The sequence below is a fragment of the Streptomyces sp. NBC_01017 genome, assembly GCF_045162795.1.
Lineage (GTDB): Bacteria > Actinomycetota > Actinomycetes > Streptomycetales > Streptomycetaceae > Streptomyces > Streptomyces machairae.
In genome coordinates this window covers 6,626,479-6,639,178 of record NZ_CP108683.1, presented here as the reverse complement: position 1 = coordinate 6,639,178, position 12,700 = coordinate 6,626,479, and the positions used below count along the sequence as shown (strand labels likewise).

Below are 12,700 nucleotides of genomic sequence, written 5' to 3'. Positions count from 1 at the left end.
CGGTGATCAGCCGGCCGCCCAGCCCCGCGTCGCATGCCTCACCACACCCCGCCCACCGACTCCAGCACCCCGCTCGACTCGTCCTGGAACACCTCGGTCCAGTAGTGCCGGCCGTCCCCGCCCGCTGCCCTGATGCCGGTCGGGTCGACCGTCGACAAGACCTGGAGCATGGTCATGGCCAGCTGGTCGTAGGTGTCGGTCGTCAGTGCGCGGCCCGACTGCTCGTCGATCGCCTGCTCGCGGTGCAGCAGCCAGAGCGTGAAGGCGAGGGTGGACACGTCCGTGTTCAGGGGGAAGAGCCTCGCCTCGGGCTCGGACCAGTTCAGGACCGCGCCCGTCGCGCCGTCGATGACCAGGCTGTTGTCCTCGACGAGATGGCCGAGGCGTATCAAGTGGCCGGCCCCGAGGGGCAGTTCCGCCGACCACTCGTCGTCGGAGTAGTACTCGGCCAGCGTCTGCAGTGGCACATCGGTGTCGAGGCAGAACAGGAAGCCGTTTTCCGGCAGGCCCACCTCGCGCAGGAAGCGGCGCGTCGGCTCGTGCGTGAGCGTGGCGGAGAAGTCGACCTCCTCGAAGCGCACCACCTTGCCCTGCCCGAACTCCTGGTCCAGGAGGCGCCGGGGCAGGTCCAGGGCGAGGCCCGAATGCCCGGTACGGCCCGCCACGAGCGCCAGGGGGCGGATCAGGGCGGCCATCCTCCAGAACGGCGCCGGCTCGCCGTCCGCGCCCCCGTCGAACACCGCCAGCAGATGCCGGGACGCGTCCGCCACCGCCTGCGGGCCGTAGCGCCCGACGTAGGAGGCGAACTGGCCGCGCAAGCCCGCCAGTTCGTCCGTCGCCTCGGCGAACCGGACCAGCGTCCGCAAAGACGGGGCCAGCGCACGACGGTCCATCAGGTCGGGGCGGTCGTGCAGGAAGTACGCCGTGGAGACCTCGCCCGTCGCGCCGTCCAGCAGGACCGATTCCGTCTCCAGGCCGCCGGGGCCCAGCAGTCCGCCTATCACCAGCTGGTCCCGCAGCTCCGCCGCGAGCCGGCCCGCCGGATCGCCCGTCGAGTCCGCCACCGTCCGCAGGCCGTCCCGGCACAGCTCGGCGAAGCTCAACACGCCGCTGTCGCCGGGCAGTCCGGGTCCGGTCAGCCAGCGCCGCGTCGACGCGTGCGTGACATGCGGGTCCAGCGCGGCCTCGCTCAGAATGATCGCCGTATCACCGGCGTGCGTCGTGATCGTCGTGCTCATGGCTCCCCCGCATGCGCTTTCCCACCACCCTGGGCACGGCACAGCCGACCGACCGGCCCGCCGACCCCTGCCGCCGTCCCCACTGCCCAGAACACTACGCGCCACCACTGACAACGCCCGCCGAATGACAACGCCCGCCGAATCGGCACGACCATGGACAGCGCTTCACATCATTAGACGCTCGGCCCACCCTCGCGCGTTCCCTTCTCGCGCGTTCCGTTGCCGTGAGAATTACCGCCGCGGTCGCCCGCCGCGGTCTCCTCCCGCGCTCAGCTCCGAAGGGGCGGCCGGCTCACTGGCCGGTCACCACCGCCGCCTGCGGCCGGATCGGGAGGCGGTTGACCGGGCGGCCCGTAGCCGCGCGTACGGCCGACGCGATGGCCGCCGGGGACGTCACCACCGGTACCGCGCTGACCGCCTTCGCGCCGAAGGGCGCGACCACGTCCCGCTCCTCGACCAGTTTCACGATCCGGATGTCGGGGGCGTCCAGGGCCGTCGGCAGGGAGTAGCCGGTGAGGTCCGGGTGGCGGATCAGGCCGCGCGCGGAGCGCAGGTTCTCCGTGAGCGCTATGCCCACGCCCTGCGTCACGCCCGCCTCGATGCGCGCCTCCAGCTGGGCCGGGTTGAGCACCCGGCCCACGTCCTGGGCGAGCGCCAGCTCGACCACGCGGACCGAGCCCAGTTCGATGTCGACGTCGACGACCGCGCGGATCGCGCAGAAGGCCATGCCCACGAAGGCGTCGCCCTGGCCGACGTCGTTGAGCGGTTCGGTCGGGTGCGGGCGGCACTGGGCCGTCGCCCACAGTTCCTTGCCGTCCAACGCCTCGGTGACGGTGGTCGACAGGACGCCGTCGTACGACGTGATCTTGCCGTCGGTGATCTGGAGCAGCTCCGTGGACATGCCGAACTTGTGTGCCAGGGGTTGCAGCAGTTGCGTACGGACCATCTTGGCGGCCCGTTCCACCGCGCCGCCCGACACCCAGGTGTGGCGGCCGCGGCAGCCCGCGCCCGCCGGGGGCTGGTCGGTGTCCACGGGCGCCACGTGCACGTCGTCGATGCCCAGCGTGTCCTGGACGATCTGCCGGGCCAGCGTCGCGAAGCCCTGGCCCGTCTCGACGGCCGCGCACAGCACCGTCGCCACGCCGTCGTGGACCTTCACCGTCGCCGTGGAGACTTCGTCCGCGCCCTCGGCACCGAGCATGTGCACCATGCCCAGGCCGTAGCCCACGCCCCGTCGTACGGCACCGGGTTCGCCCGCGCCCTCGGGGCCGCCGGGCAGCAGCCACTCGTCCTCGGGCGTGTCCTTGGGGAGGGCCGGCAGGGGGTGGTCCTGTACGGCCTGGAGCAGTTCCGCGACGGGGGCCGGGCATGTCACCGTCTGGCCCGTCGGGAGTACGTCGCCCGTCGCCAGCGCGTTGCGCAGGCGCAGTTCGGCCGGGTCCACGCCGAGCTTCTTGGCCAGCTTGTCCATCTGCGCCTCGTAGGCGGCGCACACCTGCATGGCGCCCTCGCCGCGTACGTGACCGGAGGGCGGGTTGTTGGTGCGTACGGCCCAGCCCTCGATGAAGGCGTTCGGAACGACGTACGGGCCGCAGGCGAAGGCGACCGCTGCGGCCAGGGCCTCGGAGGACGTGTCGGCGTACGCGCCCGCGTCCAGCAGGATCTGCGCCTCGACCTTGACCAACCTGCCCTCGGCGTCCGCGTGGTGGCGGTACCGCAGCAGGGTGGGGTGCCGGTGCGTGTGGCCGAGGAAGGACTCCTCGCGCGTGGCCGTCAGTTTCACCGGGCAGCCGGTCTTGAGCGCCAGCAGGCCGAGCGGGAGCTGGAAGCCCTGGTCCTCGCGGTCGGCGGTGGCGCCGGGGACGCCGGTGACGACGACCTTGACGCGCTCGGGGTCAAGGCCGTAGCAGGCGGCGGCGCGGTCGCGGTCGGTGTGCGGGTCGGTCGAGGCGAGGTAGAGCTCCACGCCGCCGTCGGGGCGCGGTACCGCGAGGCCCGCCTCGGCGCCGATGGGGGCGGGGTCCTGGCGGCCGATGCGGTAGAGGCCCTCGACGACGATGTCGCCGGCCGCGTCGGGGTCGCCGTGGCGCAGCGGGATGTGGCGGATCAGGTTGCCGTCGGGGTGCAGCGGCTCGGCCTCGAAGGCCTGTTCGGGGTCGGTCACCGGGTCGAGCACCTCGTACTCGACGATGACGGCCGCGGCGGCCAGGCGCGCGGTGTCCGGGTGGTCGGCGGCGACCGCGGCGATGGGCTCGCCGTGGTGGCGTACGACCTCGGAGGCGAAGACCGGGCGGTCGGCCCTGCCACGGCCCAGCAGCGGGCTGCCCGGCACGTCCTCGTGCGTGACTACGGCTCGGACGCCGGGCATCTCACGCGCGTGGGTGGTGTCGATGGACGTGATGCGCGCGTGCGGGTGCGGCGAGCGCAGTACGGCCGCCCACAGCAGGCCCTCGGCCCACAGGTCGGCCGCGTACGGGAAGGTGCCCTCGGTCTTGGCGCGGGCGTCGGCGGCCGGCAGGGAGGCGCCGAGGCCGTGCGGGATCGGCTCGGGGGCAGGTGCTGCCTCCGCGGCTGTGGTCGCGGTGGCGGCTTCGTTGCTCACGTCTGGCCTCCGTCCTGTCCGTACGCCCGGTCATGCGGTCCCATGGCACCGGGGGCCTCGAACGCCGAGCGGTGGACCCCGCCGGCTCCCGGGCCTGCCTGGTGAGGGATACGCGGCTCGTCGCCGTCCTGTTCGCCGTCGTCGCCCGCCGAGTGCGCCTCGCGTTCGGCGACGACCTCCTTGACGGCCTCCACCACGCCCCGGTAGCCGGAGCAGCGGCACAGGTTGCCGCACAGCGCCTGGCGGGTCTCCAGCTCGCTCGGCGCCGGGTTGCCCTCCAGGAGGTCGTGCACGGTCATCGCCATGCCGGGCACGCAGAAGCCGCACTGCACCGCGCCGCACCGCGCGAGCGCGCGCTGCACGTCGGAGGGCTGCCCGTCGGCGGCCAGGCCCTCGACGGTACGGACCTCGCTGCCGGCGGCGGTGACGGCGGGCACCAGGCAGGACGCCACGAGCCGTCCGTCGACCTGCACGTTGCACGCCCCGCACTCGCCCTGCGAGCAGCCGTCCTTGGCGCCCGCGAGGCCGAGCCGCTCACGCAGCACGTAGAGCAGCGACTCGCCGATCCAGGCGTCCGAGACGGGCCGGTCGGCGCCGTTGACGCGCAGGACGTAGGAGGCGAGGGGGTGTTCCTCGCCGGTGGGCACCGGTGCCTCGGCGGAGGCGGCGGCCCGCTCGGGTTCCTGCGCGGCCTCGGCGTCGGAGCCACCGGCCTCGGCGGAAGCCTCTGCCGGGCCCTCTGCGGCCTCTGCGGCGCCCCGGGCGTCCGTGGCACGGTCGGTGGGCCCGGAAGCGGCCTGTGGGGCCTCTGAAGCGCTTTCGGCGGAGTCCTGGGCGGGCGCCTCGGCGGCGAAGTCGGGCGCGCCCGGGGCGGCCTGGTCCTGCGGGTGCGCGGCAGGCCGCTCGCCGGGCTGGTCCCCGGCGTGTACGGCGTGCTGGTCACCGGAGTACGCCCCGGGGTGCCCCGGGCGTCCGGGCACGTGCCCGGCGCCCGTCGGATGCCCGGCCGCGGGCCCGGCTTCCACCGCTCCCCCGGCCGCCCCGGCCTCCGCGTGCGGTGCCCACGGCTGCCCGGTCGGCTGCGGTGCCCACGGCGCGGGCGCGCCGCCCGGCAGTGTGGCCGGAGGCGTTCCGCCCCACTGCTCGACGAGCGACGACGTGGTGAACTCGCCCGATTCGTCCGGAAGGTCACCGTCGGCGACGGGGATCGACCACTGCCCGGTGACGTCGTGACGGGGCGCGGCAGCGGCGTCCTGGCCTGCGGCGGTCTCCGAGAAGTTCCACTGCTGGGTGGCCCCGGGGCTGTACGTGAACTGGCCGGTGCCGCCGTCCTGCGGCACGGCGTTGGGGTCGGGCCACTGCGCGTTGCCGTCGGGCGCACCCGCGACCGGCCAGCCGCCCGGGGCGGCGGGGTCGGTGCCCGATCCCGGCGCGACCGTTATCTGCGGCGGCACATAGCCGTGGCCACGCGCGGCGAGCGGAGTGTCCGAGGAGGCCAGGAGGGCGTCGATGCCCCCTTCGGGGAGCTTGACGAAGGCGGTGGCGCCGTCGTCGTAGTCGCCCTGGGGCAGCGGGTCCCAGCGGCCCGCGCCCTGGGGCGTGCTCTCTCCGTGCTGGTCGTCGGTCACGACAGCGCCCTCCCCAGTGCTCGTCGGGCCAGTGCGGCGACGGTGCGCCGCAGGTGCAGTACGGCGGGCGGATGCTGCGGTACGGAGCCGTCCTCGGCCGGCGTCGGGTCCGGAATGCAGGCCGCGGCGACATACTCGCCGAAGGCGTTCAGCGCCTCGGGGACGATCGCGCGGCTGTTGTCCCAGTCGATCAGCTGGGCGACCCAGTGCTCGGCGTCCAGCGGCCTGAGCGGCATCGGCGCTATGGCGCCCACTGCGCACCTGATGCCGCGCCGGGCGGGGTCGAGGACGACGGCGACGGACGCCATGGCGCGCCCCGGGCCGGTGCGGCCGGTGGCCTTCAGGAAGACCTGCGGGGCGTGCAGCAGCGGCACGCGCACGTAGCCGATGAGTTCGCCGGCGCGCAGCATCTCCATGCCGGCCAGCAGGTGCGACACCGGGATCTCCCGGCGGGCTCCGCCCGGGCCCGCGACGATCAGGGTCGCTTCGAGCGCGGCGAGGACCGGCAGGGCGTCACCGGTCGGGGACGCCGAGGCGATGTTGCCGCCCAGGGTGCCCGCGTTGCGGATCTGCGGCGGGCCCGCGGCGCGTGCGGCGGCGGCGAGCGCCGGGATCAGCGCGGCGAAGTCGGGGCGGCCCATACGCGCGTGCGTGAGGCCGGCTCCCAGCAGGGCGTGACCGTCCTGGTACTGCCAGCCGCGGATCTCGCTGATCTTGCCGAGGCCGACCAGCGCGGCGGGCCTGAGCTGCCCGGAGTTGACGGCGGCCATGAGGTCGGTGCCGCCCGCGACGGGCACGGCGGCGGGCATGGTGGCCAGTGCCGCCACGGCCTCGTCCAGCGTCGTGGGCAGCGTGACGGACTGCGCCGCCTGCGGTGCGTGCGTGGTCAAACCGGCTGCCCCTTCCCGCTGCCCCACCTGGTCCCACCTGTGCTGCCGTACGGTACGTGCTGACAGGGCGGACGTGGCAACTCTGGCACATCTTCGCAGGACCCGAGGACACGGGTCCGCTAGGAGGCATTCGCCCACCTCATCGGGGAGATGGTCCGTTTTCGCACGGCATCTCCGGTGAGTACCGATTGACACTCTTCGGTGACACCTTGCCGGTTTTTTTCAATTACTTGTTCGGGGGCGGGCCGTCGATCGGGCGGCCGAGGACCCCGGGGCGCCGCTGCCACGGCCGCGGTCCGGTCGGCGGACGGTAGGCGACTCCCAGGGCGTCAAGTCGCCCGTAGTGGGCGGCCATCCGCCGCTCGAAGTCGACGAAGTCCCGTTCCGCCGGGGCCGGAAGGCTGCTCCAGGCGACCTCGGCGAAGGCGGCGAGGCGCGGAAATGTCTGGTAGTCCACGCGTGCGTGGTCCTCCATCACCTCGGTCCACACGTTGGCCTGCGTCCCGAGCACATGCCGCGCCTCGTCCGGCGTCAACTCCGCGGGAACGGGCTCGAACCGATAGACGTCCTCCAGGGTGCGGACGTACCCGATCGGCACCGGCTCGTCGGCGCCGGCGTCCTGACGGTGGTCCAGATACACCTGCTGCTCGGGGCACATGACGACGTCGTGGCCCGCGCGGGCCGCCGCGATACCGCCCGCGTAGCCGCGCCAGGACGACACGGTCGCGCCCTTCGCGAGCCCGCCCTCCAGGATCTCGTCCCAGCCGATCAGCCTGCGCCCGCGCGCGGCCAGCCACTTGTCGAAGTGGCCGATGAACCACGCCTGGAGCTCGTCCTCGTCCTTCAGCCCGAGTTCCCTGATGCGCTCCTGCGCGGTCGGCGACTGCCGCCACTGGTCCTTGAGGCATTCGTCACCTCCGACATGAATGAACTCCGAGGGGAACAGCTCCAGGAGTTCCTCGAACACCCCCTCGTAGAAGCGCAGGGTGTTGTCAGTGGGGGCGAGTACGTTCGGATTGATCCCCCAGGTGTCCCAGACGGTGAGTGCGGAGGTGTCGATGACGTCGGTGTTGCCGAGTTCCGGGTACGCGGCGATCGCGGCCTGCGAGTGCCCGGGTACGTCGATTTCGGGGACGACGGTGATATGCCGCTCGGCGGCGTACGCCACGATCTCGCGGATGTCGTCCTGGGTGTAGTAGCCGCCGTGCGGCTTGTCGTCCCACAGCGGGGAGGCCCGGTGTCCGAATTTGGTACGCGCCCGCCAGGAGCCGACCTCGGTGAGCCGGGGGTACTTCCTGATCTCGACGCGCCAGCCCTGGTCGTCCGTCAGATGGAAGTGGAAGATGTTGAGTTTGTGGGCGGCCATCAGGTCGAGGTAACGCAGGACGCCGTCCTTGGGCATGAAGTGCCGGGAGACGTCGAGCATGAGGCCGCGCCAGCGGAATCGGGGGGCGTCCTGGACCTGGATCTCCGGCAGCCGCCACTGCCGGTCGGGCAGCGGGGCCCGGCGGTAGGCGTCGGGGCCGAGCAGTTGCCGTAGCGTCTGGGCGCCCCAGAAGAGACCGGCGGGGCCGCCGCCCGCGAGATGGACGGCTTCGGGCGTGACGGCGAGTCGATAGCCCTCTTCGCCCAGGTCCTTGGCGACCACCGGGTCGATGGACAGCCGGATGACGTCGGCCTCGTCCGCCTGCCCGGGCGTCAGCGCCAGCCCGGTGGCCGCACCCAGCGATGCGCGCAGCCAGCGTTCCGTCCGTTCCGTGCCTTCTCCCGCGGCCACGCGTGTCGCCGGTCCCAGTTCGAAGAAGCGCGAGCCCTGGCCCGCCACATGGCCCGGCGCTGGAATCAGTTCAGTCACGTCAGTCCTTTACCGCTCCGCCCAGCCCCGACACCAGTCGGCGCTGCACGAGCACGAAGAAGATCAGCACCGGAATCGTCATCACCGTCGACGCCGCCATGACGCCGCCCCAGTCCGGCTCGTCGGGCTTGTAGAAGACGAGCAGGGCCATCGGGAGGGTCGACTGCGAAGTGTCGCTGATGATGAAGGACTTGGCGAAGAGGAAGTCGTTCCAGGCCGAGATGAAGGAAAACACGCTCGTGGCCACGAGCCCCGGGAAGACCAGCGGGAAAAGGATCTGCCACAGGAATCGCGACCGGCTCGCCCCGTCGATGTACGCGGCCTCCTCCAGCGCCTCGGGAACCGCCTTCACAAACCCCCGCAGCATCCAGATCGCGAACGGCAGCGAGAAGGCGATGTGCGGCAGGATCAGCGAGCCGAGCGTGTTCAGCTGGCCGAAGTCCCGCATGAGGAAGAACAGGGGGATCGTCAGGGCCTCCACCGGCACCATCTGGGCCACCAGAAACATGATCAGCAGGGTGGTCCGGAAGCGGAAGCGGAATCGTGTCACCGCGGTCGCCGCGAGAAACGCGATCAACGCCGAGACGAGCACGACCGTGCACGCCACGACAAGGCTGTTGAGGAAGTAGCGGCCGAATTCGTTCTGCTCGAACACCCGGCGGAAGGAATCCAGGGAAGGGGCCAGTGTCCAGGGCCGTGGCTCGCTGGACTCGATCTCCCCCGCCGGTTTGAAGGCGCTGAGCACCATCCAGTACAGCGGAAAGGCCACCACTACGGCGATCAGCAGCGCGGACACCTCCGCGAGCAGCCGCCAGGGCCGCCGTACGAAGGGCACGGAACCCACGGACTTCACGGACCTCACAGTTCCTCCCCCTGCTTGCGCAGCAGCCGCAGATACACCAGCGTCACCGCGAGCAGGATCAGCAGCATCACGATGCCGATCGCCGAGCCGAGGCTGTACTGCGAGGACGCGAAGGCCTTCTGGTACGCGTACACGTTCAGCACGAGGTTCTGGCCCGCGATGCCGCCGCCGTTCGTCATGACGTAGATCTGGGTGAAGACCTTGAAGTCCCAGATGACCGACTGGATGGTCACGACCACGAGGATCGGCCGCAGCATCGGCGCCAGTACCGACCGCCAGATCCGCCACTGCGAGGCCCCGTCCAGCGCGGCGGCCTCCAGCACCTCGGCCGGTACGGAGCGGATACCGGCGTACACCGTCACCATCACGAACGGGAAGGAGCACCACACCACTTCGAGCAGGACGAGGAAGAAGGCACTGAAACGCCCGTACGTCCACGAGTGGTCGCCGAGCCCCAGGATGCGGTTCACCGGCCCGAAGTCCGGGTCGAACAGCAACAGCCACACCGTCGACCCGGTGATGGCCGGCGTCGCCCACGCCCCCAGCGCCGCCAGCATCAACGCGAGCCGTGGCACGGCACGCACGCGCGTGAGCAGCACGGCGAGCGCACACCCGACGGCGAGCGTCGACACGACACACGCCGCCGCGAACACGACCGTGGCCAGCAGCACCTGCCAGAACTGGGAGTCCGAGAACAACTCCGAGTAGTTGCCGAACCCCTGGAAGGTGGTGGGCTCCCCACCACTGACCTGCGCCTGCGTGTACGCGAAGAACGAGATCAGCCCAAGCTGATAGATGGGATAGACGAGCAGCCCACCGAGAACGACGAGTGCGGGGGCGAGATAGAGCCAGGGCACCATGTGACTCCGGGCACCCACACGCCCCCAGGGGCGCGGGGAACTGCGCGACCAGCCACGAACTGCCGGCAGCCGCACACGGTCCGCGCCTCCCGAGGTATTGGGCGGCACCCGCGTCACCCGGCGGAGCCGAACGCGGCGTCCATCTTCGTCGCCGCCTCACCCGCAGCCGCCGGCACGTCCTTCTTGCCGCTGATGACCTCCTGGAGCATCGTCGGCAGCACCAGCGAGGAGTCGATCTGCGCCCACGCGGGCGACGCGGGGACGAACTTGGTGCCCGCGGACAGGGTCTGCGCGAAGGGCTTGACGTACGGCTCCTCGGCGGCGACCTGCTGCCGTACGTCCGAGAAGGTGGGCAGGAAGCCCATCGCCCCGAACATCGAGGTCTGCGTCTTCTTCGAGGCCAGCTGCTCCATGAGGTCGACGGCCAGCGTGCGGTGCGAGGTGCTCTTCAGGACGCCGATGTTGTTGCCGCCCGCGAACGCCGGCGCGATGGAACCGGCCTTCACGCCCGGCAGCGGCACGACCGCGTACTTGCCCTTCGCCTTCCCGGCCTCCACGGCCGTGTGGCTGAAGTCGCCGCCGATCGCCATGCCCGCCTTGCCCGCAGCGAACGCGGTGATCGTGTCGTTGCCGCCCATGCCGGCGCACTTGGCGGCGGGACAGTTGTCGTCGCTGAACAGGGAGGTGTACGCCTTGATGCCCTTCTGGGCGGCCTCGCTGTCGATGGCGGAGGCGTACGAGCCGCCCTTGCCGGTGGCGAGTTCGCCGCCGTTGGCCCACACGAACGGCATCGCGCCGTACGTGTACGCACCGCCCACCACGAGCCCGTACAGCTCGGGCTTCGCGGCGCGGATCTTGCGGGCCGTCTCGGCCAGCTCGTCCATGGTCTTCGGCGCTTCGAGGCCGAGCTCCTCGAAGACGTCCGTGCGGTAGTACAGGGCGCGGACTCCGACGTAGAAGGGCGCGCCGTAGATCTTGCCGTCCACGGTGACGGACTGCTTGGCCGTGGGGTCGGTGTCCTTCGCCTCGGTCCAGTCGCCGAACTCCTTGGTGACGTCGAGGAGTCCGCCGTCCTTCACATAGCCGGCGGTGTCGGTGTTGCCGTACTCCATGACGTCGGGCGCGGACTTCGGGTCGTTGAAGGCGGCCTTGACGCGCTGGGCGCGGGTCTCGATCGGTATGTACTCGACGTCGACCTTCGTGCCCTCGTGGGCCTTCTCGAAGGCGGTGACGACGGAGTCGACGACCTTCTCCTTCGGCTTGTTGCCGACTTCCTGGAAGAGCCAGACCCGCAGGGTGCCGGTCTTCTCGTCCTTGTCGGAGGAGGAGTTGGTGGACGTCTGCGGGGCGCAGGCGGAGACGATCAGGGTGGCGGCCGCGAGAGCGGTGGCCCCAAGGAAACGGACGGACGGCTTCCTGGCGTTCATGGAGTGCTCCTCCGATGGAGTGTTGCAACATGCGCAATGACGGTTTCGCTGTGCACAACACTCGGAGGCTAGGGACTTCATGAACACGATCACAAGAGGTCTCAACCACTCTGTGACCGGCGAACGCACTCCCTGCAACGCACGGACAGCACAAAGGCCCTCAGGGCGCGCAAAACGCACCCTGAGGGCCTTACGTCTGCCGAACGGAAGGAACCGCTACTTCTTGTCGCCGTCCTTGCCCTTGTCGCCGCCGGCGCCCATGGACTCGTAGATCTCCTTGCACATGGGACACACCGGGTACTTCTTCGGGTCGCGGCCGGGCACCCACACCTTGCCGCAGAGCGCCACGACGGGGGTCCCGTCGAGGGCGCTCGCCATGATCTTGTCCTTCTGGACATAGTGGGCGAAGCGCTCGTGGTCGCCGTCGCCGTGGGACGTCTGCGGCGTCGGCTCTACGAGGGTTCCCGTACCAGTCCCGCGCTCGGGCTCGAGAGTGCTCATATCGCCAAGGGTACTGAAGCTCACAGGCATCAGTTGAGCGAAGGGTCGTCCGGATAGGTGGCCACCATCGCGAGCTCGTTGCGCTGCCTGCGCAGGACCTCGCGCCAGAGTCTTTCCGGCGCCGGCGAGGAGACGTCCCCGGGCTCCGATTCGACGACGTACCAGGCGCCCTCCACCAGCTCGTCCTCCAGCTGGCCCGGTCCCCAGCCGGCGTACCCGGCGAAGATCCTCAGGCTGCCCACGGCCGAGGCGAGCAGCTCCGGCGGCGCCTCCAGGTCCACGAGCCCGATCGCGCCGTGCACCCGGCGCCAGCCCAGCGGGGCGCTCTCGCCGTTCGCGTCGCCGGGGATGACGGCGACGCCGAGCGCGGAGTCCAGGGACACCGGGCCGCCCTGGAAGACGACACCGGGTTCGCCGGTGAGGTCCGCCCAGCCCTCCAGGATGTCGCCCACGTCCACGGGCGTCGGACGGTTGAGGACGACACCGAGGGAGCCCTCCTCGTCGTGGTCGAGAAGGAGCACCACCGCGCGGTCGAAGTTCGGGTCCGCCAGGGCGGGCGTGGCCACGAGCAGCCGTCCTGTGAGCGAGGACACCTCGGTCATGCCAGACATGATCCCGCATCTTCCCTTCGCGTGGGGAGGCAATGCCGGTTCGTCAGTGAATGCAGCTCAGGGCGGAAAGGAGCGTCCCCCGGCGCACGGCCGGGACGGTGACCGCTCGTACCCGATGGGGAACGGTTCGTGTTGTGACAGAGCTATGACGTTCCTGAGGCGTGCTTGGGCTTACAGAAGGGGGGTCCACGGCGATTACCCTTTCCCTCCTGGCCCCTGCCCAACT

General features: G+C 71.1%; 10 protein-coding genes. All 10 read right to left on the bottom strand.

The features are described from left to right. Positions 1-38 precede the first annotated feature (38 nt). The 10 genes from OG331_RS30410 to OG331_RS30365 all read right to left on the bottom strand — a co-directional run bounded on the left by OG331_RS30410 (position 39) and on the right by OG331_RS30365 (position 12,465). Entirely contained in the window at positions 39-1,238 is a 1,200-nt protein-coding gene (locus OG331_RS30410; protein WP_406202059.1) for an SUKH-4 family immunity protein, read from the bottom strand. A 292-nt stretch (positions 1,239-1,530) separates the two neighbouring features. Continuing rightward, positions 1,531-3,840, bottom strand: a complete 2,310-nt coding sequence (locus tag OG331_RS30405) for a xanthine dehydrogenase family protein molybdopterin-binding subunit (RefSeq protein WP_406202057.1) — start codon at positions 3,838-3,840, stop codon at positions 1,531-1,533. Continuing rightward, positions 3,837-5,468, bottom strand: a complete 1,632-nt coding sequence (locus OG331_RS30400) for a 2Fe-2S iron-sulfur cluster-binding protein (RefSeq protein WP_406202054.1) — start codon at positions 5,466-5,468, stop codon at positions 3,837-3,839. Before OG331_RS30400 ends, OG331_RS30405 begins: the two co-directional genes overlap by 4 nt. Further along, positions 5,465-6,358, bottom strand: coding sequence for an FAD binding domain-containing protein (locus OG331_RS30395; protein WP_406202052.1), 894 nt, complete (start codon positions 6,356-6,358; stop codon positions 5,465-5,467). Before OG331_RS30395 ends, OG331_RS30400 begins: the two co-directional genes overlap by 4 nt. Positions 6,359-6,584: 226 nt before the next feature. Next, a complete protein-coding gene (locus OG331_RS30390; RefSeq protein ID WP_406202050.1) occupies positions 6,585-8,213 on the bottom strand; it encodes a beta-N-acetylhexosaminidase in 1,629 nt (542 codons plus the stop codon). A 1-nt stretch (position 8,214) separates the two neighbouring features. Continuing rightward, positions 8,215-9,066 (bottom strand): carbohydrate ABC transporter permease, encoded by an 852-nt coding sequence (locus OG331_RS30385; protein WP_328881330.1) that lies wholly within the window; start codon positions 9,064-9,066, stop codon positions 8,215-8,217. A gap of 5 nt (positions 9,067-9,071) precedes the next feature. Beyond that, positions 9,072-9,935, bottom strand: a complete 864-nt coding sequence (locus tag OG331_RS30380; RefSeq protein WP_406202048.1) for a carbohydrate ABC transporter permease — start codon at positions 9,933-9,935, stop codon at positions 9,072-9,074. Positions 9,936-10,048: 113 nt separating this feature from the next. Next, the gene (locus OG331_RS30375; RefSeq protein WP_406202046.1) at positions 10,049-11,362 is read right to left on the bottom strand and encodes an extracellular solute-binding protein; all 1,314 of its coding nucleotides are present in this window, start codon (positions 11,360-11,362) and stop codon (positions 10,049-10,051) included. 216 nt (positions 11,363-11,578) lie between these two features. Then, positions 11,579-11,863 carry a DUF3039 domain-containing protein gene (locus OG331_RS30370; protein ID WP_328427332.1) on the bottom strand — a complete coding sequence of 95 codons (285 nt, stop codon included), beginning with the start codon at positions 11,861-11,863 and terminating at the stop codon, positions 11,579-11,581. A gap of 29 nt (positions 11,864-11,892) precedes the next feature. Beyond that, entirely contained in the window at positions 11,893-12,465 is a 573-nt protein-coding gene (locus OG331_RS30365; RefSeq protein ID WP_328881327.1) for a YqgE/AlgH family protein, read from the bottom strand. Between the last annotated feature and the right edge of the window lie 235 nt (positions 12,466-12,700).

Coding starts and splice junctions, on each gene's coding strand:
- OG331_RS30410 (WP_406202059.1), bottom strand. CDS start 1,238: ATGAGCACGACGATCACGACGCACGCCGGTGATACGGCGATCATTCTG.
- OG331_RS30380 (WP_406202048.1), bottom strand. CDS start 9,935: ATGGTGCCCTGGCTCTATCTCGCCCCCGCACTCGTCGTTCTCGGTGGG.
- OG331_RS30375 (WP_406202046.1), bottom strand. CDS start 11,362: ATGAACGCCAGGAAGCCGTCCGTCCGTTTCCTTGGGGCCACCGCTCTC.
- OG331_RS30370 (WP_328427332.1), bottom strand. CDS start 11,863: ATGAGCACTCTCGAGCCCGAGCGCGGGACTGGTACGGGAACCCTCGTA.
- OG331_RS30365 (WP_328881327.1), bottom strand. CDS start 12,465: ATGACCGAGGTGTCCTCGCTCACAGGACGGCTGCTCGTGGCCACGCCC.